This is a genomic window from Verrucomicrobiota bacterium (assembly GCA_019247695.1).
GTDB lineage: Bacteria > Verrucomicrobiota > Verrucomicrobiia > Chthoniobacterales > JAFAMB01 > JAFBAP01.
Genome location: JAFBAP010000145.1, coordinates 1 through 24,575 on the forward strand (window position 1 = coordinate 1; position 24,575 = coordinate 24,575).

Annotated in this window: 24 protein-coding genes, 1 tRNA gene and 1 pseudogene; 14 read left to right on the top strand and 12 right to left on the bottom strand. The window is 61.3% G+C overall.

Annotation, left to right across the window (positions count from 1 at the left end; genetic code table 11):
* Positions 1-390: 390 nt before the first annotated feature.
* The 3 genes from JO015_16605 to JO015_16615 form a co-directional block, all read right to left on the bottom strand.
* Complete coding sequence (locus tag JO015_16605) at positions 391-1,170, bottom strand: SDR family oxidoreductase (GenBank protein ID MBW0000720.1); 780 nt, start codon at positions 1,168-1,170, stop codon at positions 391-393.
* A 101-nt stretch (positions 1,171-1,271) separates the two neighbouring features.
* Entirely contained in the window at positions 1,272-1,688 is a 417-nt protein-coding gene (gene rplQ / locus JO015_16610; protein MBW0000721.1) for a 50S ribosomal protein L17, read from the bottom strand.
* A 4-nt stretch (positions 1,689-1,692) separates the two neighbouring features.
* Complete coding sequence (locus JO015_16615; protein ID MBW0000722.1) at positions 1,693-2,727, bottom strand: DNA-directed RNA polymerase subunit alpha; 1,035 nt, start codon at positions 2,725-2,727, stop codon at positions 1,693-1,695.
* A gap of 472 nt (positions 2,728-3,199) precedes the next feature.
* Between JO015_16615 and JO015_16620 the strand changes: the two genes are divergently transcribed.
* The 4 genes from JO015_16620 to JO015_16635 all read left to right on the top strand — a co-directional run bounded on the left by JO015_16620 (position 3,200) and on the right by JO015_16635 (position 8,197).
* Positions 3,200-3,682, top strand: a complete 483-nt coding sequence (locus JO015_16620; protein MBW0000723.1) for a YbhB/YbcL family Raf kinase inhibitor-like protein — start codon at positions 3,200-3,202, stop codon at positions 3,680-3,682.
* Positions 3,683-3,760: 78 nt separating this feature from the next.
* Positions 3,761-4,963, top strand: coding sequence for an acetyl-CoA C-acetyltransferase (locus tag JO015_16625; GenBank protein ID MBW0000724.1), 1,203 nt, complete (start codon positions 3,761-3,763; stop codon positions 4,961-4,963).
* A gap of 10 nt (positions 4,964-4,973) precedes the next feature.
* Positions 4,974-6,953 carry a hypothetical protein gene (locus JO015_16630; protein MBW0000725.1) on the top strand — a complete coding sequence of 660 codons (1,980 nt, stop codon included), beginning with the start codon at positions 4,974-4,976 and terminating at the stop codon, positions 6,951-6,953.
* A 50-nt stretch (positions 6,954-7,003) separates the two neighbouring features.
* Complete coding sequence (locus JO015_16635) at positions 7,004-8,197, top strand: NAD(P)/FAD-dependent oxidoreductase (GenBank protein MBW0000726.1); 1,194 nt, start codon at positions 7,004-7,006, stop codon at positions 8,195-8,197.
* A 16-nt stretch (positions 8,198-8,213) separates the two neighbouring features.
* Here the strand turns inward: JO015_16635 and JO015_16640 are convergent, their stop codons facing one another.
* Complete coding sequence (locus tag JO015_16640; protein ID MBW0000727.1) at positions 8,214-9,125, bottom strand: MBL fold metallo-hydrolase; 912 nt, start codon at positions 9,123-9,125, stop codon at positions 8,214-8,216.
* Positions 9,126-9,146: 21 nt separating this feature from the next.
* Between JO015_16640 and JO015_16645 the strand changes: the two genes are divergently transcribed.
* Positions 9,147-9,710, top strand: coding sequence for a 5-formyltetrahydrofolate cyclo-ligase (locus JO015_16645; protein MBW0000728.1), 564 nt, complete (start codon positions 9,147-9,149; stop codon positions 9,708-9,710).
* A 192-nt stretch (positions 9,711-9,902) separates the two neighbouring features.
* Here the strand turns inward: JO015_16645 and JO015_16650 are convergent, their stop codons facing one another.
* The 3 genes from JO015_16650 to JO015_16660 form a co-directional block, all read right to left on the bottom strand.
* Positions 9,903-10,859: a substrate-binding domain-containing protein gene (locus JO015_16650; GenBank protein ID MBW0000729.1), complete on the bottom strand. Its 957-nt coding sequence runs from the start codon at positions 10,857-10,859 to the stop codon at positions 9,903-9,905.
* 61 nt (positions 10,860-10,920) lie between these two features.
* Positions 10,921-11,949 carry an ABC transporter permease gene (locus JO015_16655; protein MBW0000730.1) on the bottom strand — a complete coding sequence of 343 codons (1,029 nt, stop codon included), beginning with the start codon at positions 11,947-11,949 and terminating at the stop codon, positions 10,921-10,923.
* A 61-nt stretch (positions 11,950-12,010) separates the two neighbouring features.
* On the bottom strand, positions 12,011-13,567 hold the full coding sequence (locus JO015_16660; GenBank protein MBW0000731.1) for a sugar ABC transporter ATP-binding protein: 1,557 nt from the start codon (positions 13,565-13,567) through the stop codon (positions 12,011-12,013).
* 454 nt (positions 13,568-14,021) lie between these two features.
* On the opposite strand from JO015_16660, the gene JO015_16665 reads away from it, so the two are divergent.
* Positions 14,022-14,321, top strand: a complete 300-nt coding sequence (locus tag JO015_16665) for a hypothetical protein (GenBank protein MBW0000732.1) — start codon at positions 14,022-14,024, stop codon at positions 14,319-14,321.
* A gap of 62 nt (positions 14,322-14,383) precedes the next feature.
* On the opposite strand, the gene JO015_16670 is transcribed toward JO015_16665, so the two are convergent.
* Positions 14,384-16,864, bottom strand: coding sequence for a transglycosylase domain-containing protein (locus JO015_16670; GenBank protein MBW0000733.1), 2,481 nt, complete (start codon positions 16,862-16,864; stop codon positions 14,384-14,386).
* 117 nt (positions 16,865-16,981) lie between these two features.
* On the opposite strand from JO015_16670, the gene JO015_16675 reads away from it, so the two are divergent.
* The 5 genes from JO015_16675 to JO015_16695 all read left to right on the top strand — a co-directional run bounded on the left by JO015_16675 (position 16,982) and on the right by JO015_16695 (position 20,130).
* Positions 16,982-18,148, top strand: coding sequence for an SAM-dependent methyltransferase (locus tag JO015_16675; protein MBW0000734.1), 1,167 nt, complete (start codon positions 16,982-16,984; stop codon positions 18,146-18,148).
* A 77-nt stretch (positions 18,149-18,225) separates the two neighbouring features.
* A tRNA-Leu gene (locus JO015_16680) sits at positions 18,226-18,307 on the top strand.
* A gap of 298 nt (positions 18,308-18,605) precedes the next feature.
* Positions 18,606-18,815, top strand: coding sequence for a hypothetical protein (locus JO015_16685; GenBank protein MBW0000735.1), 210 nt, complete (start codon positions 18,606-18,608; stop codon positions 18,813-18,815).
* A gap of 14 nt (positions 18,816-18,829) precedes the next feature.
* The gene (locus tag JO015_16690; protein ID MBW0000736.1) at positions 18,830-19,573 is read left to right on the top strand and encodes an ATP-dependent Clp protease proteolytic subunit; all 744 of its coding nucleotides are present in this window, start codon (positions 18,830-18,832) and stop codon (positions 19,571-19,573) included.
* 296 nt (positions 19,574-19,869) lie between these two features.
* The gene (locus JO015_16695; protein MBW0000737.1) at positions 19,870-20,130 is read left to right on the top strand and encodes a hypothetical protein; all 261 of its coding nucleotides are present in this window, start codon (positions 19,870-19,872) and stop codon (positions 20,128-20,130) included.
* Here the strand turns inward: JO015_16695 and JO015_16700 are convergent.
* From JO015_16700 to JO015_16715, 4 genes are all read right to left on the bottom strand, one after another.
* Positions 20,086-20,478 carry an ester cyclase gene (locus JO015_16700; GenBank protein MBW0000738.1) on the bottom strand — a complete coding sequence of 131 codons (393 nt, stop codon included), beginning with the start codon at positions 20,476-20,478 and terminating at the stop codon, positions 20,086-20,088. The genes JO015_16695 and JO015_16700 overlap by 45 nt on opposite strands.
* On the bottom strand, positions 20,475-20,687 hold the full coding sequence (locus JO015_16705) for a hypothetical protein (GenBank protein MBW0000739.1): 213 nt from the start codon (positions 20,685-20,687) through the stop codon (positions 20,475-20,477). The genes JO015_16700 and JO015_16705 overlap by 4 nt, the downstream gene beginning before the upstream one ends.
* A gap of 89 nt (positions 20,688-20,776) precedes the next feature.
* Positions 20,777-21,982 carry a YcaQ family DNA glycosylase gene (locus JO015_16710; GenBank protein ID MBW0000740.1) on the bottom strand — a complete coding sequence of 402 codons (1,206 nt, stop codon included), beginning with the start codon at positions 21,980-21,982 and terminating at the stop codon, positions 20,777-20,779.
* Positions 21,979-23,118, bottom strand: a complete 1,140-nt coding sequence (locus JO015_16715; GenBank protein MBW0000741.1) for an epoxide hydrolase — start codon at positions 23,116-23,118, stop codon at positions 21,979-21,981. The genes JO015_16710 and JO015_16715 overlap by 4 nt, the downstream gene beginning before the upstream one ends.
* A 421-nt stretch (positions 23,119-23,539) precedes the next feature.
* On the opposite strand from JO015_16715, the pseudogene JO015_16720 reads away from it, so the two are divergent.
* From JO015_16720 to JO015_16730, 3 genes and pseudogenes are all read left to right on the top strand, one after another.
* Positions 23,540-23,662, top strand: a pseudogene (locus JO015_16720) (GntR family transcriptional regulator).
* A gap of 205 nt (positions 23,663-23,867) precedes the next feature.
* On the top strand, positions 23,868-24,080 hold the full coding sequence (locus JO015_16725) for an FCD domain-containing protein (GenBank protein MBW0000742.1): 213 nt from the start codon (positions 23,868-23,870) through the stop codon (positions 24,078-24,080).
* A 10-nt stretch (positions 24,081-24,090) separates the two neighbouring features.
* Positions 24,091-24,294: a hypothetical protein gene (locus JO015_16730; GenBank protein ID MBW0000743.1), complete on the top strand. Its 204-nt coding sequence runs from the start codon at positions 24,091-24,093 to the stop codon at positions 24,292-24,294.
* The last annotated feature ends 281 nt before the right edge of the window (positions 24,295-24,575 follow it).

Genomic DNA, 24,575 nt, shown 5'->3' on the forward strand with positions numbered 1-24,575 from the left:
GGATGCGTGGCGCGTGCCGGGTCTTGCTTGACGGCGGCAGAATTGCGGGTCAGGTCGAGGGGTAAACGCTGGGCTATGTTCTCTTGGCCCTTCGGGCCGAAAGACGGTCACGGCTGTCCCCGCGCTGCTCTCAAAAAATGTGGGTAAAGCTCAGAGGTAAAACCCTGGGCTAGGTTCTTTCGCCCCTTCCGGGCTGAAACCTGGTCGAAATTCCACCAAACTAACTGTCTAAATGGTATAGGAGAGATTGCGTCGCCTATCAGGGACGCCTGAAACGCTGCCCCGGCGGGTGCCGGCTCCCGACGGACCGGCCAGACACGGCGCGACCATCAACGCCAACAACCGGACGTCCCCAACCTTTGATGCTATGGCGTTTTAATTTTCACGAGACTACAAATCCGCCCTCGAATGAATGACCTGGCCGGTGATCCAATGTGCCGCGTCGCTCGCCAGGAACACGATCAGGCGCGCCGCATCTTCCGGCGTGCCGAGCCGCCCAAACCCGCTTTGGACCTTCAATGACGCCTTCACCTCATCCGTCATCCAACCGGTGTCCGTCGGGCCAGGGTCAACCGCGTTAACGGTAATACCTTTTGCGGTGAGCTCTTTTGCCAGGCTCCGTGTGAAGGCAGAAACCGCTCCTTTGGAGGCGGCGTACGCCAGTTCCCCCGGAAGGGGAGTCAAATCCTGACCCGACGTGAGGTTGACGATGCGTCCCGCGTGGGTCCGGTCGTACGCGCGGCCAAATTCGACCGCGAGCATTGCCGTGGCCCGCAGGTTAACGGCGTAATGCCGGTCGAGGCTCTCTACGGTAAGATTTTCAAAGCCGTCCCGGGCCGAATGGGCAGCGTTATTGACCAGTACCGACGGGCTCCCCAGTTGGGTCCGGGCAATTTTCAACACCAAACCCGGCGCCTCGGGGTGGCCAAGGTCCACCTCCATGAACCCGGCGCGCACACCCCGGGCACGTAATTCTTCAGCCAGCGCCGGCGGACCTTCCGGATCCGCCTGCGCACCGCCGTAACCAGCCGTATCGAATGTCTTGTGGACTGTGAAGAAAACGTCGCAGCCCTGGCCGGCAAAGGCCCGGCAAATGGCGGCACCGATGCCAGACCGGCGGCTTGCGCCGGTCACCAGCACGATTCGTCCGCGAAGTTCCGGAAACAGCATTGCCTTGCAGGCAACAAAAAGGCCGGCTGCCGCCGGCCTTTCGAAAACCACGCTTCTGCTGCGGACCAGCGCCGGCGCCGGCACCGGTGCCGCCGGCTTTATTACTTACCCTTATTCTTGTCAGCCGTTTCAGCCGTCGCCAAACGGCTCTCGGACGCCATGGGCTGGTCGACCCACTCGATGAAGGCCATCGGCGCAGAGTCGCTCTGCCGCGGTCCCAGTTTCACGATCCGGCAATACCCTCCCTGGCGGGTGGCCGCCCGCGGGGCAACCTCGGCGAACAGTTTGCGCACCGCACCGTCCTGCCGCAAAAAAGCAAAGGCAAGCCGGCGCGCGTGCAGATCGCCGCGTTTACCCAGCGTGACCATGCGCTCCGCAAAAGGCCGGACGGCTTTCGCCTTCGCCAGGGTCGTCTTGATCCGCTGATGCTCGATCAGGCTGCAGACCTGGTTGGCAAGCATGAGGTTGCGGTGCTCAGCTTTCCGGCCCAGTTTGATGGTTTTCCTACGATGACGCATGGCGTTACAAGGTGATGAGTTTGCTTTCGTCGTTGCGGTCGCCGCCGGCCATGGGTTCAACCAGGCCCGCCTCAAACTTCATACCAAGGCTTAACCCGAGGTGTTGCAACTTTTCTTTGATCTCGTTAAGCGATTTCTTACCAAAGTTGCGATACTTCAACATCTCGGCCTCCGTCTTCATGGCCAACTGGCCAACGGTGGTGATGTTGGCGTTGTTCAAGCAATTGGCGGCACGCACCGACAATTCGATCTCGTTGACGCTCATGTTGAGCATCTTCTTGAGACGGGTGTTCTCCTGGCTGACTTCCTCCGGCGTTTCATCAAACTCGACCTGATTGTCGTCATAGTTGACGAACACGTCGAGGTGATGCCGCAGGATGGCTGAGGCCTGCAGCAACGCGTCATCCGGGCTCACCCGGCCGTCGGTCCAGACTTCCAGGATCAACTTGTCGTAATCCGTCCGCTGGCCGACACGCGTGTTTTCAACGGCATATTTGACCCGGGTGACCGGAGAAAAGATGGAGTCGATCGGGATCACGCCGATCGGCATGTCCGGGCGTTTGTTTTCGTCGCCCGTGAAGAAGCCGCGGCCGACCCGCACATCGAGTTCAGCCTCAAATTTCTGCTTCTTATCGAGGGTGCAAATCAGTTGGTCAGTGTTCAGGACCTCCATCCCCGCGGTCGTGTGAATATCGCCGGCCGTAATGGGCCCTTCCTTGTTGATCGAGATCGTGACGGTCCGCGCCTCGTGATCCGCAGCCTTAAAACGAACCTTTTTCAGGTTAAGGATGATGTCCGTGACGTCCTCAACGACGCCAGGCAGAGATCCGAATTCATGTTGGGCGCCCTGGATACGCACCGAGGTGATCGCGGCCCCCTCCAAAGAGGAAAGCAGCACGCGCCGGAGCGAGTTACCAACGGTGTGACCGTAACCAGCCTCAAAGGGTTCAGCGATGAACCGGGCATAGATGTCGGTCGCCGTCGCCTCGTCTTTGGCGAGGCTTTTGGGCATTTCGAAACGTCCTAAACGAACGGGCATTTTAACATTCAAGTGTAGCCGGGTTACCCCTGACGCGGGCGATCTATCGCGTAAAATCACGACGACCCAGGGACCGACGGCATCATTTTTGCTCGCGCTGAGCCGACACAAAGCCACAGGCCGCCCGCGATGTCAAATCATCGCTTACCCTGGATTCCGGCTGAACCTGCTCTCCTACCGTTTCCACGCCGCCGGGCAGCCCGCCGGAACGGCACGCGCCGGCCGCATTTTTCAAAACGGGGGGTGTCGAGGGGAGCCGTCCTTCGTTGATTATCGCCCCTCGATCATCGATGTTTGTCGGTCGAGTGGGATAAACGAATTGGTTACCCCCATGCAACCCGCCTTTTTCCTTCCCTTGCGGTTATACGAACCGAGCGTGCGCCGGCTTCCCCTGCTCTTCCTTTGGTTTGGGTTCGCCTTCAATGCACCGGCGCCGGCACCTGCCGCCGAGGCAAATGGCGCTTTTCGCGTGATGAGCGCGGTCCTCGTCGAAGGCGGCAGGTTTCATCCGGAGCAGGTGTACAACCGTTCGGGCTGCCAGGGTAAAAACATTTCACCCGACCTGCGCTGGACCCCGCCGCCGGACGCCACCCGAAGCCTTGCCGTGACGATGTTTGACCCGGATGCGCCTTCCGGCCACGGGTGGTGGCATTGGGCCATTTTCAACCTGCCGCCGCAAACCCGGAATCTCCCCGCCGGCGCAGGCAGTCCCGGCCGTGCCCGGACCTTGGGCACCGCCGTGCGTCAGGCTCGGAATGATTTCGGCGATACCGGCTACAGCGGGCCGTGTCCCCCGGCGGGCGATCATCCTCACCGGTACGTGATCACGGTTTACGCGCTCGACGTGCCCGAGGTGACGGCCGCGCAAAAGACGCTGAACGCCGCCGCCGTCGCCTCCGAGCTGGAGCGCCATTCCCTCGCGAAGACCACTTTGACCGCCGGTTACGGCGGCTGAACCCGTGACGAGTAGAGTATGGCGCTTCAGGCGTGAACCTACGAAAGAAAGGGCCCGGTGACCGGCCGGGGTATTGCCTTGAGCACACCTGCTTATGTCTACGATGCCGTGCGTACCCCTAGAGCACGGGGCAAACCGAACGGCGGCCTGCACCTCTGCACGCCGCTTCAACTGGTTACCGTATTGCTCGAATCACTGGCGCGGAAACATCCGGCCTTACCGCCTCTCGTCGACGAGGTGATCCTCGGGTGCTGCGAACCAATCAACGATCAAGGCGGAAACCTTGCGCGGTCGGCGGTACTCCAGGCCCGTTTTCCTCAACGCGTGCCGGGCCTGATGGTTTCGCGCTTTTGCGGCTCGGGTCTTGACGCGGTCAATGCGGCCGCCGCCAAGGTGATGGCCGGGCAATCGGACCTGGCCCTCGCCGGCGGGGTCGAAATGTTGTCTCTGGTCAGCATTTTCGGGTCCGGCGGCCCCATGGTCACCGATTTCGCGTTTCGGGACCAAACCTCGCAGATCCCGCAGGGCTTGGCTGCGGACCTGATTGCGACGCGTCAGGGTTATTCCCGGGCCGATGTTGACGCGTTGGCGGCGGCTTCACAGCAGCGGGCGTGTCACGCCTGGAGCAAAGGCTGGTTTGACTCGTCGATCGTGCCGGTTCCGACACCAACCGGGATCCTGGCAAAAGACGAGACGGTTCGCGAAAACGTCACCGTCGAAAGTCTGGCCGGGCTGCCGCCGGCCTTCGCGCGCGCGGGCGAGGAAGGGTATCGGCACGTGCTCCGGTTCAGGTACCCGGACGTGGGACCCATCAATTACGTGCACCACGCCGGCAATTCCTCCGGGATTGCCGACGGCGCCGCCGTGGTCCTGGTCGGCAACCGGCCGGCAGGCGAACGGCTCGGCCTGCGGCCCCGGGCCCGGATTATCGCAACCGCCTCGGTCGCAGACGACCCCTGCATCATGTTGACGGCCCCCGCTGCCGCCGCCGAACGGGCCTTGCAACGGGTCAAGTTGACGTTCGAGGACGTGGATTTGTATGAGGTGAATGAGGCCTTTGCTTCCGTCGTGCTTTATTTCCTCGAGAAAACCGGCGTGCCGCTGGAGCGCACCAACGTCGCGGGCGGCGCGATCGCCATGGGACACCCGGTGGGCGCCACCGGTGCCATCCTGGTCGGCACCCTGCTCGATGAAATGCAGCGGCGGCACGCGGAATACGGGGTAGTCACGATGTGCACGGGGCTGGGCATGGGCGTCGCTACCGTTTTGCGACAAGTCTGAAGGACGCCGTATGGTAGAGATTGCCTTGCCTGCCGCCCCTGAGCGCGAAGTTTTTGATCAGATCACGGAGGCGTCAGGGTCCGTCTCGGACGAGCCCTTGGTGCTTCGCTTTTCAAGCGTTTCGGACTTCTCGAGGGACCACCTCCCGGCATACCTTCAGGCCGAAGCCGGCTTGCGCCGATGGTGTGATCTGGCGCGAAGGCTCGAGACGCGCGAAGCTGGTACGATCGCCTGGGTCGAACAAGACCTGACCGGCCTTTGGCTTGAGATTTTCCTGGCTTGCCGGAGGCGGCTGCTGGCCAACCCGGAAGCGCAGTTCTGCTTTCCCGCCATGCAGTTCGGACTCCTGCCGGCCCTGGGCAGCGGCCAGCGGCTAGGGCGCCTCGTGCCGCTGGCCGACGCTGTCGCCGTCCTGGTGCACGGTAAGCCGCTGAACGCGGAGGCGGCCGTGAAATGGGGTCTCGTGCAGGTCGCGGCCCGCGACGAACCCTTTCCCCGGTTTACGCAGGGCGCCCTTCCCCGCCAACCCTGGGATCGTCAGCCTCAGCCCTCGGGAACCGGCGGTTCAGTCCTGTCGTTCGCCGAACGCGCGCAAATCCTGAACGCCGCGTTCCTTGAGGTGCGCGGCCGCATGCCGCCGGCCGACGCCGCGCCGGCCGCCCTCCTTCGCAGCCTGCACGATGGGCTGGAAAGAACGTTCGAGCCCGCCGTTAAACTTGAACAAGCCGAGTTTTTCCGAACGCGCCTGACCCCTTCAACGCAAAATCGGCTCCGGATTTTCTCGACGGCAACCGCAAAGGCGAAATCCCAAATGGCGGTTGCGCCCCCGGACACCCTTCCCGTGATCGGCGTGATCGGCGCCGGCCTGATGGGCACCGGGATAGCCTATACCGCCGCGCGAGCCGGGTGCGAAGTGTTTCTGACCGACCAGAACCCCGAGGCGTTGATCCGGTCATTCGAACGCATCAGCAAACTTGCCCACTCCGGCCCGGCACCGGAACCCGCAGCCTCAAATCTGATCGGCCGCATTCACGGCGCGCCTGACTTTCGTCCTCTGGCGGGGGCCGACATCGTCATCGAAGCCGTTTATGAACGCCTCGAGGCCAAAGCCGAAGTGCTGCGGGAAGCCGGCCGGGTACTCCGGCCCGGCGCTATCCTCGCCTCGAACACCACCACTTTGCCGATCTCGCGCCTGGCAGAGTTAACGCCCGAACCCGCACGATTCCTGGGCACGCATTTTTTTGCCCCGGTTGACCGGATGAACCTGCTGGAAGTCATCCGTGGAGAACGCACCGGCGACGATACCGTCGCCCGCGCGTTGCAACTCGCCTCGTGCCTGGGCAAAATCCCGGTCGTCGTTAACGATGGGCCCGGCTTTTTCACCAGCCGCGTCGTCATGGCCTACGTGCAGGAAGCCTATTTCCTCCTCGAGGAAGGCGCCGATCCGTGGCTGATCGACAATTCGGCCCTCAATACCGGGATGATCATCGGTCCGCTCGCCATGGCTGACCTGACTTCATTGGACCTGCTCCGGGACATTTTCCTCAGCCTGGCCCGGGAGCGCCGGGGCGCGGCACGCGACGCCCCGCGAACGGTGCGGCTGCTGGATCGTATGCTTAGCCTCCGTCGCGCCGGCAAGAAAAGCGGCGCCGGCATTTATGATTATGGTCCCCGTGGCGAACGGCGGACCTGGCCGAAGCTGCGTGACGTCTTTCCCGCGGAACCGGGCGCGATCACCCCGGACATCGTGTGCCAGCGCCTGCTGGTTATTCAAAGCCTCGAGGCGATGCACGCGTTAAAAGAGGGAATCCTCGTCGACCCTGACCTCGGCGATCTGGCGGCAGTCCTGGGCTGGAGCTACCCGCCCGGCCTGGGTGGGCCGTTTGGCTACGTCAACCTGGCCGGCCAGGAGGTTTTTCTGGCCGCCTGTCAAGCCCTAACTCTTAACTGCGGCGAACGATTCCGTTCACCTTACCAGAAGAGAGACTGACATTTTCCTGTGAGAAAGGTGAGCCAAACCCCTATATTTTACGCTACTTCATGATCCATCGAGACTACCTGATTGTCGGCGGCGGTGTTGCAGGGGCTTCGGTATGCGATGCCTTGCGGCAGTACGACCCGAAAGGATCGGTCACGCTGGTCAGCAATGAACCTTTTCTGCCTTACCAGCGTCCCCCGCTATCCAAGTCCGTGTTAAAGGACGGGATACCCGAGGTCGACAAGCTCATCGAAAAGAACGCGGACTGGTACCAAAAGAGGGGCATCGAAACGCGGATCGGCACCCTGGTGCGCGAATTCAACATCGACCGGCGCCTCGCCGTCCTGGAATGCGGGCAAACCATTGAGTTCCGCAAGGCGTGCCTGGCCACCGGCAGCCGCCCGCGCCGGCCGCAGGTAGCTGGCTTCAACCTGGGTAATGTAGTCTACCTTCGAAACTATCGTGACGTCGTGGCCACCCGCGAAATCCTCGCGTCCGAGAAGTACGTGGTCATCGTCGGTTCCGGTTTTCTGGGCGCGGAGGTGGCATCCTCGCTGCTCGGTACCGGCGTGAAGATCAGTCTGCTTACCCGCGACCGCGCCATGCTGCAGGAATTTTTTGATCCGGCGACGGCCGATTGGCTGACGGAGAAATTCAGGGCGGCGGGCGTCCAGTTGTTGTTGAATGAAAACCTGAACGGTTTTGAAGGCAAAACGGTCGTCAAAAACGTCCAGACTAAAAGTGGGCTCCGGTTCCCGGCCGGGCTCGCGATTGTGGCCATCGGGGCCGAACCCAACCTGCAGTTGGTTCAAAATACCCCCCTCAGCAGTACCGGCGGCTGCCCCGTAAACGAGTTTCTCGAGAGCGACGAAAAAGGCATCTACGCCGTCGGCGATATCGCCTTGTACCCCGACCGCATCTTCGGCGGCGTACGCCGGATGACCAACCATGACATGGCGAAGCTGCAGGGTTTCGTGGCCGGCGGAAACATGACCGGTCGAAAACGCCAGAAATTCGAGGTGGTCCCCGCGTGGTCGAGCAGCATCCTGGGCATGCACTTTGACCTTGTCGGCGATTTCTCGATGCCGCATCTGCTCGCAGAAATTGAAGGCTCTCGCGATAAACAGAACTTCATCGCGCGCTACCGCCGGGGCGACGCCCTGATCGCCGCCCTGCTCTGTAATCGCAAGCCGGAGGAAGTCAAAAAACTCCAGGACGACATTCGTCTCGGGGCGCTCTCCCGCCTGAAAAAATGATCCCGCAACGCTCAGCTCAGAAGATGGTCGGTAACCCTTCGTCCAGGATCCGCACACGTTCGTCGAGATTGCGCCGGTTCACCTCGGCGCGGAACCGTTCCAGCGGTTCATCCAGCGGTTCGTAGCTGAGCCGGAACGTCCCGTAGTGCATCGGGACGAGCGTTTGTGCGCCAAGTTCGGAAAAAGCGCGTACGGCTTGTTCCGGGTTCATGTGCACCTCGCGTTTCATCGGAGGCTCGTAGGCGCCGATCGGCAGCAGGGCAATCTCGGTCGGGAGCCGCTGCCCGATTTCCCTGAAACCCTCAAAGTAAGCGCTATCCCCGCAATGAAACACCGAACGGTCACTGAACTTGAAATGAAACCCGCCGAACCCGCGGTACCGGTCGTGGAGCACCCGCGCCCCCCAATGATGGCACGGGGTCAGCGTCACGGTGACATCGTTCAGTGACAGCGTCTCCCAGGGATGCATCTCGTGGACCCGGTCAAAACCTAAGCCGTGCACCAGGTTGGCGACCCCATAAGGAACAACGATCGGTTGTGCGGCGGCAATCCGCCGCAAGGTGCGCCGGTCCAGGTGATCGAAGTGCGCGTGGGTGACAAGCACCAGGTCAATGGCCGGCAAGTGATCCAGATGAATGCCGGGGTGCCTCATGCGCTTCACCACCTTCAGCCAAAGCGACCAGATCGGGTCGATCAACAGGTTCAGGCCGCGCCAGCTGATCAGGAAAGAGGCGTGCCCGATCCAGGTAAGGCAAATATCGTGGTCTCGCAGGACGGGGTATGAAGGGCGGGCCGAATCGCCGCGCCGCCTCGAGAAAAGTGAAGGCAAATAGACTTCAGTGATGAAATTGCGCCGTAACCATCCTCGGCCCGGCTTGAGCCCAACGGAGACTCCTTGGTGTTGATGCTCGGTCGTCACACCATCAATGGTTTATCTTATCCGACCGGTATGGCAATCACGCCGATCGCAAAAGCGCACCTCCGCCGCCGGATCCGGGCAGAACTAAAGGAAATGCCGGCCGCAGACCGCCGCGCGCGCTCATTAGCCATCTGCGAGCGACTCATCCCGTTTATCCGGCAGGCCGGCTGCATCGCCCTTTTCGCGCCGCGGCCGGACGAACCTGACCTGACGTGTCTGGACTCAGCCGGGTTATGGAGCGGGCGGACGGTTCTCTTTCCTACCCTTGAGAATTCAACGCCCGCGTTTGCCTCCGCCAAGGATTGGGCGGAACTGCAGCGCGGCAAATTCGGCCTGCTCACCCCCATCCAGCCGGCCTCCTCCCTGGAACCTCACCTGGTGCTCGTGCCCGGCTTGGCCTTCAGCCGCCAAGGCGACCGGCTCGGGCGCGGCGCCGGCTTTTATGACCGTTACCTGGCCGCCCTGGACGCAGCCGTGACGACCGTCGGAGTTGCCTTCCACCTGCAGTTGATCGATGACCTGCCCCGCGACGCCCACGATGTGCGCGTCCGCACCGTGGTGACCGAGTACGAAACGGTTACGGGCACCTGGTAACTCGTAACTGGTCACGGGTACGGGTATTAAGTGCAGTTCGGCGTTCGGAGCGGTATCGGGGTGCCCGATGCCGGCGTCCGGCTCGGGTTTGCGGATCCATCATGATCGTCCCGACAGACCCGCAGATCGAAGCACCCGCTACGCGTTACCCGCTACCCGTTACCCGTTACCCGTTACCCGCTACCCGCTACCTCAGAATGGTGAATTGGGGAAATAATACTGCGCCGCGTTCTCCGGGGTCACCAAAGGCGAATCCAGGATAAAGGTCCCGGTCGATGCGACCTTGGAGGTGAAGTGGATCGCCGTGATTTCCATGGCCGTACCCACCATCGTGTACGGGTAAATGATATCCACGGGGACCAAAGTGTCTTTATCCTCGATGCGTTTCACGATGTCTTTCATGCCCGCACCCCCGACGACAAACATCTCCTTTTCCCGGTGAACCTGCCGGAGCGCGTCAAGAACGCCGAGGGCGATGTCGTCATCCTGGGCCCAGACGCCGTCAATATGGGGAAAACGAGTAAGGTAATCCTGCATCACCTTAAAGCCGTCATCACGGTTCCAGTTCGCGTATTTGGAATCCAGAACCTTGATGTCGGTGCCTTTGATCCCGTTCATGAACGCGTCAACCCGCTGGTTATCAATGACCGTCGGCAAGCCGCGCAACACCACGACGTTGCCCTTGCCGTTAAGACGCTTGGTGAAGTACTCTGCCGCGATCTTGCCCATCCCGGGATTGTCGCCCGCAACGTACAGATCCTGGATGTTCGGCTCCGTGAGCGCGCGATCCACGATGCACACGAACAAGCCCTTTTTCTTCAATTCGCGAACGGGCTCGGTTAACGGTCCCGATTCATACGGCAGGATAATCAGGGCTTTGACCTGTTGGGTCGTCACCAGGTCATCCAGGCTGTTGGCCTGATCCGCCGCGTTTGTCGCCGTGACGATCGCGAACTCCAGGTTGGGATAAACCTTGGCGAGCCTGGTCTTGGTTTCCTGCGCGGCAAAGTTGACGCCGGCCGTCCACCCGTGATCCGCAGACGGAATGGAAACGCCGATCCGGATTTTTTCCTGGGCCTGCGCGGCCGCGCCGGCTGCAAACGCGGCCAGCAGAGTGGTGAGAGCGAGGGTCTTTCTCAGATTTTTCATGCTTATTGTTTCTAACATGGTGTTGGGGGAAATTGGCAGATCACCCGTTGTTTCGGCATCGTTAGCGCGAACGGCTGCCCCGTTGCAGCAATGCTGCCCCGAGGATGATCACTCCCTGAACCGCGCCGTTCAGATAGACGCTGATGATACTCGTGAGGTTGAGAAGGTTCCCGATCAACGTCAGAATCAGGGCCCCGGCGATCGAGCCCCAGATTCGCCCGGACCCGCCGCGCAGTGCGGTCCCGCCCACCACGACGGCGGTAATGGCTTCGAGTTCCCAGCCCAGCCCGGTCTGGGCTGAAGCCGAACCAAGCCGCGGGACGTACAGCAAGGTGGCCAGCGCCACGCAGAATCCCTGCACCACAAACGCAGCGATGCGAATCCGATTCACTTCGATCGCCGAATAAAGAGCAACGTCCGGGTTGGAACCGACCGCCCGGCAATAACGTCCGAACCGCGTCTTCGTCAACACGATGGTTCCGGCAACCACGACCAAAGCAAGCACCCAGACCGGGATCGGCAAGTTCAGCCACTCGTTGTAGTAGACCGGGCGGTAAGCTTCTCTGACGGTGGAATTAAGCGTCAGGGTGCCGCCGCTGGCCAGGAAGGTCACGAGCGACCGGAAAATTCCCATGGTGCCCAGGGTAACGATGAATGAATCGATTTTGCCTTTGGCGGTGAGCAACCCGTTGGTCAGCCCGGCCAGAAAACCGAAGAGAACCCCGGCCACGATTCCCACCGCGACGGCGGTGGGCGCCGCCCACCCGGTCTGGGTTAGCCGGTTCATGATGATGATCATCAGGCTGGCCACCAGAGCGGCCATGGCTCCTACCGAGAGATCGATCCCTCCCGTGACGATCACGAAGGTTGCGCCGATGCTGATGATGCCGATAAAGGCGCTTCGGGTGAGAACATTGCTAAGGTTGCCCCATGACAGAAAACTGGGGTTCAGGGCAATGCCGAGAACCACCAGCAACACCAGCGCGACCGCGGGACCAACGTCGCGCACCCACCGGCCGAACCGGCGAAGGTGGTGCCCTCGCGTCGCGGGCGGTTGCGAACCGGGCTCGGCTGTTTCGATCGCACTCATGTTATCAGCGGAGTCGGTGAGACGCTCATTTTGATCTGATCCCTGCGCGTGCCCTCGGTGCTCACACGCCCTCCAAGGGTCGTGTTCCCGATTGGGCCTGTTTTACGCCGGTTGCGTAGAGCATGATTTCGTCCTCGTTGATGGCGGGGCCGGTAAGGTCGGCCACGATCCGGCCCGAGCGCATGACGAGCACGCGATGGCACAACCCGATAATCTCGAGGAGTTCAGAAGAGATCACCACGCAGGAACGGCCGTCCGCCGCGATTGTGCTGATCCACCGGTAAATCTGGGCTTTCGTCCCGACATCGATCCCCCGCGTCGGCTCATCAAAAACAATGATCTCCGGGTCGACGGTCAAGATCTTGGCCAGCACCACCTTCTGCTGGTTGCCGCCGCTGAACCGGTTTACCGGCAGCGCTTGATCTTTGGAAACTTTGATCTGGAATTGTTCCACTGCCGTTTTGAACGCCTCGCGTTCATTGCGCTCGTTCACAAACCAGGCGCCGAACCGCTTCAGCCCGAGCAGCGAATAATTTGTGCGCGCGTCTTCCTCGACCAGTAATCCTTTTCCTTTGCGGTCTTCCGGCAGGTAAGCGATCCGGAGCCGTTCGAGTGCCTGCGGGTAGCCGCTGGAACGGGCGGATTTACCGTTCTTCCAGATCTCTCCCGACAATCGTTCCCGCAAACCCACCACCCCTTCCCAAAGCTCGGTGCGGCCGGCGCCGATCAACCCGGCAAATCCCAGGATTTCACCTTTCTTCAGACTGAACGAAGCCCCTTGGACGTAACCCGGGATGGTCAGATTCTTCACTTCAAGCACCGGCGGCAGCTCAGGCTTCACCGCTTTGGGCGGGAAGAGATCGTGGAGATCGCGTCCGACCATCAAGCGGACGATGTCGTTCGGTGATAATTCGTCCGCGCGCCGCGTCGCAACCAATCTGCCGTCCCGCAAGACCGTGATCCGGTGCGCCAGGCGCTTAACCTCCTCCAGGCGATGCGAGATGTAGAGGATGGCGACCCCTTCGGCGGCAAAGCTTTCCATGACCTTGAAAAGCCGCTCGGCCTCGCGTTGGGTCAGAACGGCGGTAGGCTCATCCAGGATCAGCACCGACGCGCGTTTGGCGATCGCTTTTGCGATCTCGACCATCTGCTTTTCACTGACGCGCAGATTGCCGACGCGTTCGCGGAGCGGAAGATCCGCCCCGATCTCAGCGAGAACCTCCCGGCCCTCCTTGTGCATCCGCGGCTCATCCAGAAACCACCCGTGCCGGGGTTCCTGCCCCAAAAACAGGTTTTCGACCACCGTAAGGTCCTCGGCAAGGTTCAATTCCTGGTGAATGAATCGGACCCCGAGATTTTCCATCTCGCGCAAGTCCCCGGTTCGGACCCGGTTGCCGCGAAACAGGACTGATCCTCTCGTCGGTTCGTAAACGCCGGCCAGGATCTTCATCAGGGTGGATTTCCCGGCACCGTTCTCCCCGATAACGGCGTGGATCTCGCCGGCGTGGAAATCAAGGTTGATCCCTTCCAGGACCGTGACGGGTCCGAAGGATTTCGATACCTCCTGGGCGGCGAGGGTCGGGACGCCGGGCGCTTGGGGCGAAGGGGGGACCGGCATCACGTCATTGTACGGATTTGGGGGATCACAGGCTGAAGGTTCAGAACAGCGCGCTGAATGCTAGCGGCCAGGCCGGACGGTATCAAGAATGAACATCAGACTGGAGAGTTGAAATCACCCCGCACGGCCCGGCGGCGGTACGGATCGGCGGACCACCGTGGCGCGCCCAACCTCAAAAGGGCGATCGAACCTGGTCCAGGCCGAGACCCGCAGCCCTTTAAGGACCGGTTTTTCAGCCCCCACGCGGCGCAACAACCTGACCCGCTACGACCCTCCGCAGCCGAAGCACGCGGTAATGCGACCGAAAATTCCTGCAAAGATTCCGCGCACGACTCGAATAAATCACGTGGTGCTCACGCCAAACACCGAGGGCCTAGCGATGACGGCCCCGCCAGGACCGACAGCATCGACCCTCGCGCCCAACGAAACCCGGTTTCTGAATTGGAGTGCTACCATGAGTGAATCTGATGATCGAGAGGACGTTATCCTCAGAGCCCTGCAGGAATGCATCCAGGAAAACGGCGATTCGACCCGCCGCATCGCCCGATTCTTGAGCGTCCACGGGCGCGTGATCGAGGAATGGCTCTCCGGTGTGCGACGCCCGCGGCGCGCCACCCTGGAGCGGATTGAAACGTTTTTGACCGCCCATCGCCACCACCGGCACAGCCCCCCGGTCCGCGCGGAGGGACCTTGGACGCCCTTCCAATATGCCGTCCGAACCGACGGATTCGGAGCGCCTCGCATGCAGGGTTAAACCGGGTTTGCCGGCGAGACGACGCCACACGCCGTCTCCCTCGCCCCTTGCTCGTCTCCGGGTTAGAGACTTGTCGGGTCGTCGCTTAAATCGATCGGCTCAGGTGTGGGCAGATCCATCCTCGGCTGCTCCTGCGGCCGGTCCAGCGGGCCAACCGGTTGCGCGCGCCGGACCTCAGGTTCCGGGGTGCTGACGGGCAGCGCGCGCGGCGCCGGCGTCCAGTCGGCTTTGGCCGTCTGGGTCTGACCAGGGTCCCGGACGCGCGGTTTTACCGAATTGTACGGGTCATTGCCGATGATGGTCGGCTCACGCAGGCTCACGGCAGCCACCTGGCTCGAATCTGCTGCGCTCACGGCGCGTGGAATGTCCTGGTTTTTGACGCTGCGCGCCAGCGAACGGTTGCCATCGCCATGGAGCCAGCACTGTTCCTTGGGCATTTGCCGCGCCGTCGTGAACTCGACGAAAGTACCCTTTCTGGCGGGAATACTTGGGTCGTTTGATGCCGTGAGCAGACAGTGAGGCGAGGCGGGCAGCCCCGTCGAAAGGCAAACCTCCGCCCGTTTCAGATCAATCGGCCGTGCCAGTTCCCTCGGCGAATCTTTCGTTAACGACGCGTTCATCACGCTGACCCACACCGGCAATGCCGTGTCGTTCGCGAATGCACCACGGTAGATGGATTGCGGTTTGTCGAACCCTACCCACACCCCGCAGGTAATCGCGCTGTCGTAACCCAGGAACCAGTTGTCGGTAAAATTGTAGGCCGTCCCGGTCTTGCCCGCCGCGTAAGGGGTTTTCAGGCCGTACAGTTCCCGGCTTTTGGCCCCGGTGCCGTTATTAAGCGCGTCGGTAAGAAAGGAATGCACCTCGAACGCTATGCCTGGGTCGAGAACGTTTTCACGGTTAGCCTGATGCCGGTAAACGACGCGGCCGTCCGCAGCCACAATCCGCGAAACGATCGACAGCGCCGGGGGCCGCGCCCCTTGTCCCGGGAAGATGGTGTAGGCGGTTACAAAATCTTCCAGGGTCACTTCGCTGCTGCCCAGGAATGTCGCCGGGTAGGGCCGCAGGTCATCGCTGATCCCGGCTTTCTTTGCCAGATCACGCACCGCGTCGACGCCCGCCTCCACGCCCACCCGCACCGTGGCGGCATTCTTGGATTCCGCGAGCACGCGCCGTAACGGGATCGGACCTTCGTAGCGGTTATCCACCCTCTCCACCCCCCACTCGCCTAAAATGCCTGTCGTGCCCCCGATCATCACTTGCCGGTTGTCCATCGGCGAATCGTCAGCCAGCGAGCCCGGGAAGATCCCTTTGCCGAACGCCGCCGCAAAGACAAACGGGACGAAGGCCGTTCCGGCCGGGCGCGACGCCTGGTAAGTCCGGTTAAACTGGCTTTGACCGTAATCGCGCCCTCCCACCATGACCCGAATCTCTCCCGTCCGGCTATCCACCGCCAGGACCGCACCCTGCAGGTACTCAGGGGCAGGCGGGGTGTTTGCGGTCGGATGCGAAACCCGCCACTGCTTCAGCAGAGCGGTGTACTGATCGTGCGTCTGGTGCTGGTAATCCGGGCGTTGTTCGATTTCGGCCAGCCGTTTGGTCAGCGACTCCTCGGCCGCCCGCTGGAGGTCAGGATCGATCGTCGTGTAGACCTTGTACCCCTCGCTTTGCAGAGCCTCGAACCCCAATTCATCCTGGACCTGCTGCCGGATGAAGTCGATCGCGTACGACTGCGACACGAAAGTCGATTTGGGCCGGATCTGGAGCGCTTGCGCCTGCTCGGCTTTGGCCCCGGCGGCCGTGATCTTGTTATTGTCCACCATACGGCCGAGAACAAAGTCCCGCTCCGCCATCGCCGCTTCCGGGTTGCGCCAGGGTGACAGATTATTCGGGCTCTTGAGCAAGCCTGCCAGCATCGCCGCCTCGCCGATGGTAAGATCCTTGGCCGCCTTACCGAAATAACCTTTGGAAGCCGCCTGCGCACCGTAAAGGCCGCCCCCGAAGTAAACCCGGTTCAGGTACAACTCCATGATCTTTGACTTCGGCACCGATCTCTCGATCCGCAAAGACAGGAACACCTCGAGAATTTTCCGGTCGTAGGTCCGGTCGCGCAGGTCGAAGGTGTTGCGCGCGAGCTGCTGGGTAACCGTGCTCGCCCCCTGCCGGATGCGGCCCGAGGTCGTGTTCTTAAGCGCCGCCCGGAAAATGCCGAGAAAATCAATTCCGCTATGCTCGTAGAACCGGTTGTCTTCGGCCGAAATCACCGCATCGACCAGGTGCGGTGAAATCTGGTCCATCGGCACCTGCTCGCGATTCTGAATAAACAGCTTCGAATAAACGTTGCCGGACCGGTCATAAATGACGCTGGCCGACTCAAGATTCTCGAGCTTCGAAAGGTCAAACTCAGCCGCTTTGGCCTCGTACCGGACCACGAAGGCGAAGTAGAAGTAAGCCGCCCCGCCCAACCCGGCAAGCAGCAGGAAACTCACGGCTATGAACCAGACTCTTTTGTAAAACGGTTTGCGCTGCCTGGGTTCGGTCATAAAGGTCTAGACGAGATCCCTGTCACGGTCTTTAGGCCGGATCAAATCTAAAATCCGCACTTGCTTGAGTTTGCAGTCCCAAAATTCTGGCGGCCCTACGGTGATTACCTGACCGTTATGGCTTTCCCGATTGCCCAACTCATCCACGACGAGGTGGCTCGCCGCGGCGTGATCCGTTTTACCGAACTCATGGATCTGGCGCTCTATCACCCCGGTCACGGCTACTACCTTCAGCCGAAAACGCGAACCGGGAAAGCCGGCGACTTTTTCACCAATGTTTCGGTCGGCAGCGTCTACGGGCAACTCCTGGCCGATCAGTTCGCCGCCATGCATCAGATCCTGGGCGCCCCGACGCAATTCACGATCCTGGAACAAGGCGCTGAGGACGCCCGGCTGGCTCTGGACATCCTGGAACGCCTGAGCCAGGCGGCTCCCGAAACTTATTCAGCCGTGACTTACCTCGTCGTGGAACCGCATCGATCCAAGCAGCGCGCCCAGCAGGACCGGCTGGCGGCTTTCGGTTCCAAGGTGACGTGGGCAGGCAGCCTTGAAGAAGTCCGCCCCTTTACCGGCGTCGCGCACGCCCACGAGTTGGTCGACGCCTTTCCGGTCCACCTTGTCGAGCGCCAGCACCCGGACGGCTGGCGCGAACTGGGCGTAACGCTGGACGGCGACCGGCTGATTTACGCCCCCCTGCCCGAGCTCGCCCCGGAATTGGCCGCGCACCTCAAACGCATTCCCACCCCGCCGCCGGGCCCGCCGTACCGGACCGAGGTCAATCTGGCCGCCCTGGGCTGGATTCGCGACCTCGCCGGCGTGCTCGACCGCGGCTTCGTGCTGGTACTCGATTACGGCTACCCGCGAGACTTGTATTACGCGCCGCACCGGCGCGAAGGGACCCTGAGCTGTTACCGTCGCCACCGGAGGGATCATGACCCTTTGAGCGCCCTGGGCGAGAAGGACATCACCGCCCACGTCGATTTCACCAGCCTGGCTGAAGCCGGCCTCCGGGCCGGCCTCGAGGTTGCCGGCTTCACGGACCAGCATCATTTCATGGTCGGCGCCGCCGAAAAACGGCTCCGGGAGCTCAGCGGCGCCACCGAAACCGGTGGCCCGCGAGGGCGCGACGCCCGGTTCTTACGAGAGCTGCAAACGCTCCTGCACCCGGCCCACCTCGGCACGGCGTTTCGTTACCTGCTCTTTACCCGACCGACGCTTCCGGCGCCGGCCGGCTTCAAATACGCTCGCGACCCGCGGCGCGAGCTTGGGCTCGAGACGGCGTAAGCCGCCATCTCCCCGGGGGGTGCAAAACTTTCCATTGGTTTCACCGGTAACGATGGCAGAGTAGACCTGCAGCCTAAGCCGAGGTGGCGAAATCGGCAGACGCGCCAGACTTAGGATCTGGTGGAGCAATCCTTAGGGGTTCGAGTCCCCTCCTCGGCATGGCATTGGTTTCGAAACGCTTATAGAGCATCCCTCAAGGGCAATGCCGCTCCTAACGAGTTTCGGTGCCCTTTAAGTGCCCTGAAAATTACGCTCCCGAACCGTGCCGCTAAATGCTAGCGTATTTGCCAACCCGAGAAAGCGAATCGATTCGATTCGGCGATCATATACGTTCATATGAACATCAATGACAAGGAATCGCTGCCTCGGCTGGACCGGAAGTAGTATTTGAAAAAGGCATTTTTTTCTGTAAAACCGGTCCCATTTGACGTCATTAACCAATGACATAGGTTCATTTATGCCCGTCCTGGAAGCCATCCCGACCAAAAATGCGGGCGAGATGTTTTCGCCCGCGGACAGCGAATTAGAGCAGGTTATCCGTATAATTATCTCTAATTACGGTGGCGATACCACAGCATTCTACGAGGATGTGCGACCTCGAACAGAAAAGGAACCGTCTGTTACTGACGAAAGCAACGCAATCCATCGCTTCATTAAAAGCGCCTGACCCTCGCTGGGCTTGTGGGAATCCCTAATAAGGATTATCGCGAGGATTGTGATCGTGCGATTTATCTGCGGGGCGTCATTAACCAATCCCTGGTTGACGAGGTACTACCGCAGATCAACCGGCTTCGATTAGCGAGCGTCGAACCGATCACCGTTTACATCGACAGCCCAGGAGGGTCGATTGCACTTGCGGAGACCATCCGACGGATGGTTAAGGCGCCTCATCCCGATGGTGACGAGTGCCGATTGATTACTGCTGTTATCGGAATAGCCGCGAGTGCCGCGGCCGATTTTCTCGCCCTTGGGGACTACGCTATCGCGTACCCACACACGCAGATTCTTTACCACGGGTCGCGGACCGATACAGCAGGCGTTGTCACTTATGAAAGTGCAACCTCTTTGGACTTTCATTTCGGCTCGCAAAAGCGGAGTGTCAAACGGTTGGTACGTTTGTACGGGCCATTGTTATTGGGAGACTCCGAAAAAGCCGAATATGACAACCTGACAGTAAATGGTCCCGACAAGCAGGAATGGCTGGGCGAAAAAATTGGGCACAAGATCCAGCCGCTCTGGTATTTCATGGTATCACTTTGCCGTCGTTTGCAATCAGCGGATTACGATCTAAGTCCCGAGGAGGCTTATTGGCTGGGGTTGGTAGACGAAGTGCCCGGCTCAGATTTGCCAAATCTGCGGATTTTTATCGAAAACAAAGATAGACCGGCACCCCAGTCTGACAAGGTTGATTCGCTTCCTGCCTAAGGGCGATCAGGTAAGCGGTTAGGGTGAGATTGGCCCTAATCACCGTCGCCATGCATTAAGAACCGTTCCATATAAACTTTAAAATCTTTTCCGCGTGCGTTCGGCCAAACTCGTCCGAGTTCAGCGGAACCTTTACCCCTTCCGGCGACTTCTGCTGGAACTGATGATCAAATTTTTTCACCCGCAGATTCGACAACAATGTAGCAACAACACGCTTCCAGCGGCCTCGGTGCTGGCCTTATACTGTCCCCAAAATCGCTCAGCCGCTCGCCGCGCGTGCTGGCGAGTTCGTCAGTGTGGATGAGGCACAGTCCGAGCTTCTCGGCCGGCTCAAGCGTGGCACGGCCTACCCACGCGACGTCATCGACCTATTTCACGACCTGCGACGCGCAGCCAACGAAGCGGTACATCAGCACCGTGGCGACCCTGCCAGTTTTGCACATCCCGCTCCCACCGCATCCCTGACGATCCGTGTGCTCAAAGGGTCGATCGACTGGAAGCGGACGTGCTTTTCAGTGCCTGAGCTGCATCTCGATTTCAGCTTTGTCGATGACTGACCAGACTGACATGATTCTTACATTTCGGAATTCGTAGAAGACATTTTCAGCGAAACAAATCTTTCGTCCATCAACTCTCAGGCCAAGGAACTCGCCTCTTGGCGTACAGTTGAACAGAAGTCGCGCCGCGACATGAGGCGTTTCGCAAACCAGCAAGTCGATGTTAAATTGAAGGTCGGGGATAGCCGCATGATCACGGACCAGCATATCGCGGTATCCGGATAGCCCAAGTGAGCGGCCGTTGTGCTTAACTTGGTCATCTACAAATCGATCGAGTTCAGCCCAGTTCTGTCCGTTCAAACACTCAATGTAGCCACGGTATAGTGAGCTCAGCGCGGTGTTGCTCAAAATGATGCTCCCTCAATTATCGTCAGTTTCCAGGTTTGGCTTGCACGGTGCCAGCCCCAGTCATTTGCCTGGTTGGCGTCGTTCGACTCGTCCAGAGCGTCGCCGAACCCGCTGCCAGGTATGTCGATCGCGGCCTTGATCGCCATTTGCAGGAGCCGCGCCGCCGGGGCTGCCTCCGGTCCATCAAGCAAGGTCAGTGCCTCTTTCATCAGGGATACAGCAACATCAGCTTGCTGAACGCGCCTGTGACGACCTACCCCGACCAGTTCGCGCATCTCGTTTCGGAGAGGAGACCAGCTCAGCCAATTGCACCCCTTGCAACAAAGGCGGGATCGATTTCTGCCGCCGGTGCGACGGCGATGCTCGACAAACCGAGCCATGACGCCAGAAGGCAAAGCTCCGCGAGCAATCGCTCCACGGTGCACCCGGGCGCCGCCGGCTCGACATGGGCCCGCTGGATCATCAGCGTCCCCACCTTGCGGTCCGCTTTGAGATCCACGCGGGCGACGAGCGCCCCGTCCAGCATGAAGGGCAGCACGTAATAGCCATGCTCGCGCTTGTGAGCGGGCGTGTAGATTTCGAGCCGATAACGGAACCCGAACAGCCGCTCGACCCGGGGCCTATGCCAGATGAGCGGATCGAAGGGCGAGAGGAGTGCCGAGCCTTCGATCTTGCGTCCAGCTCGCGCATCCTTGTGCAGATAGGCTTGCTGCTGCCATCCGCGAACGCGGACCGGGGCGATAGTCCCCTCCTCGACCAACTGTTCAAGCAGGGGTGGCACGTCTGCGGCAGGGATGCGGTAATAATCGCGCAGGTCATCCGCCGTCGCGATGCCGAGCGCTTCGGCCGATCGAGCCAGAAGCATTCGCCGCGCATCAATGCCGCGCGGTGTGGGGCACTGAAGGATGGTGCGGGGCAAGACGCGCTCGGGCAGATCATAGACGCGTTCGAAGCTGCCCCGGCGGTGGGTTGCGGCGACCAGACCCGCCCAGAACAACCATTCGAGCGCGTGTTTCGCGTCGCTCCAGACCCACATTCCCTTCGAGGCTCTGTTACCGGTTACATCGGACGCGGCCAGCGGTCCCTCCGCCCTGACGCGGTCGAGCATGGCGTCGGCTTCGCCTCGCCTCTCGCTCGCAAAGGGTTCGAGCGGCTTCCAAACGCCCTTGCCCCGAAGAGCGCGTGCCATGCGCCATCGCAGCAAGGGGTGGCAGTCTATCGGCAGCAGCGATGCCTCATGGCCCCAATATTCGAAGAAGCGCTTGGGTTTGGCGGCCACCACGGCGTCAAGGCGGGCGCGACTATAGGCACCCAGCCGCGAGAAATGCGGCAGATAGTGCGCGCGAACGAGGACGTTCACGCTATCGATCTGGACAAGGCCAAGCCGGCCGGTCAACTTACGCAGTTGCGTCACGCTGACATCGCCGCCGCGGCTTAGGGCATTAAAGCCCTGGGCGGTGAGCGCGATGCGCCGGGCTTCGGAAACGGAGAGTTCAGCCCTCAAGACCGCTCTCCCGACACCGTGGCAACGAAGGCCCGCAGGTCGGCCAGCATCCGCTCCGGCTGTTCAAGGGCGGCGAAGTGGCCTCCCTTCGGCATGTCGCTCCAATGCACGACGTTGTAAGTCTTCTCGGCAAACGAGCGTGGTGCCGGCGGGAACACGGGATCGGGGAATGCCGCAACCCCCGTAGGCACGCGGATGCGCGTCCCGGCGGGAAACCGGTCCGATCCTTCCAGGCGCTTGCCGTGGTAGATCCAAGTCGCCGTTACGATCGCCGAGGGCGCGACATAGAGCATGATGTTGGTGAGCAGTTCCTCTTCCGAAAACTTGCTCCAGATGTCCGGACTGCCGGCGGCGGTCGTGGGCAAGTCGGCCCACTTGCCGAACTTCTCGAGGATCCAGCCGGCCGCGCCCACCGGACTGTCCGCCATAGCGACGCCCAACGTCTGCGGGCGCGTCTCCTGCTGGTGGTTGTAGCCGGTTTCCCAATCGAGGATCGCCGCCCGGCGCGAGAACAGATTCTTCTCCTCCGGACTCGTGGGAACGGCATCCTCCGCGAAGATGCTCATCATGTTGATGTGGAAGCCGAGCAGCGCGTCCGGCTGCGTATAGGCCATCCAGCTCGCGATGTGCGCGCCCCAATCGCCGCCCTGAACGACATAGCGCGCCTCGCCGAATAGACGGACCATCAAGGTGTGCATGAGTGCAGCGGCCCGGCGCGGACCGATGACGCCGGTGATCGGATTGGAAAAGGCAAAACCCGGGAGTGAGGGAACGACGACGTCATGGCCGTCCGCTGCCAGAGGCTCCAGCAGGCGCATGAATTCAAGGTAGGAGCCCGGCCAGCCGTGAAGGAGGAGAAGGGGCGGCTTGGACCCGTCGCCCTTCACCTGGACGAAGTGAATACGCTCGCCCTCGACATCGGTCGTGAAGTTAGGGAGTTGATTGAGGCGCCCCTCGACCGCGCGCCAATCGTAGCTCTTTTGCCAATACGCGACGAGCCGCTTGAGATCATCGATGCCTACGCCCGATCCCCATCCGCCTATGTCGGGAAGCTGGCTCCAATCATAGGCTTTTACCTTCGCCCGGATGGCGGCAAGTCGTTCATCGGCTATGTCGATCGTGTAAGGCGAGACCAAATTCTTCTCCTCATCGTGCCGCCTCGGGACGGTGCATCCAAGCGCGTTCTGACGCATTAGATCTGTTTCTGCAAAGGTCGACGCTTTTAGGCCTGCTGGCAACAACCGTGTGGATTTTTACGGTAGGCGCCTCAACGTTCGCCGGCCGCCTGACCTGTGCCAAGCCGCCAACCGTGCCCAGGCCTGCATCCGTTCGACATCCGTTGCGCAGGTTGCGTGATCGCCCGCTTGCGCCGCCACGCCTACGATGTAGCTCGCGGGTGCGAGAGCTGCTGCGTCCGCCTTCCTGAGAGGTGAACGAATGGATCCAAAAACGCCTATTAGATCCAATCATGCACGACCTTGAGCAGCCGGTCGGAGCCGTCCCCCACGCCACGGAGCGGCTGCGGGCCATGATCCTGGACGGTAGCATCACGGTAGCATCGAGCCTGACGCGAACCTGAGGCAGGACGAACTCGCCCGCTGCCTCGGCGTCAGCCGCACGCCCCTCCGTCTCGCGCGCGAGGGCCTGGTGACCGTGCGCCACCATCGCTCCGCGACCGTCACGCCGGTGATGCCCGGCGCCGTGCAGGAGCTCTTCGGCATGCGGATCGCCCTGGAGCCGCTCGCGCTCGGCGCTGCGTTCGCCCACCTGGACAAGGTCTGCCTCGCTATGACGGAGCAGTGCCTGGACGCGGCTTCCACTGCGACCGGCCGCTTGGACCCGGCCGCGGCCAACTGGCGGTTCCATCACGCCCTGTACGCGCCCTATGCTCCTGGGCACCATCTCCGACCTGAACGTGCGCGCGACCCGTGCCGAGATCGTCGGCCTCTCCGTGCAGTCCCGGCCGCAGGCCTCGCACGACGAGCACGCCGCGCTGCTCGCGCCCTGCCGCGACCGCGACGGCGCCAGGGCGGTCCGGCTCCTCACCGAGCACCTGTCCAAGGCGCGGGCCACGGCGCTCGACGCGATCACCCGGTAGGAGCGGCGCCATGCCCGTCCACAACCGCATCGCAGAGTTCCACGCCGAGATGGCGGGCTGGCGCCGCCACCTGCACACCAACCCGGAGCTTTCCTACCGCGAGAGCTCTGCGACGCCTGCAAACGGTATCGTTGCCGATCATCCGGATCACGGCCGGCAACTTCCGGCTTCTGAACCGGCTACTCACCCAGACGGAACGAATTCTCGAAATTAACTCGCTCCAACAGGTGAACAAAGCCGTCGTGGAAGCCGGGCGTGAGAGCCTGGTCATTGGGCATGCCCGCATGACCCGCTTGGCCTCCCACCGTGCGGGAGGCGGCTTGAGGGTTGGAGCGGTGCCCGCATCGTTATACACAGGGACATAAAAACATGCGAAATGGTTAAATGGAACGCAAACGTCGTAGCGTCTCATTGCCCGGCGCCCATTGGGCGAATTGCGCTTCAACGGCGGTGATGACGGCCTCCAGGTTGGGGAAATAGACCTCGTGAGTGCAA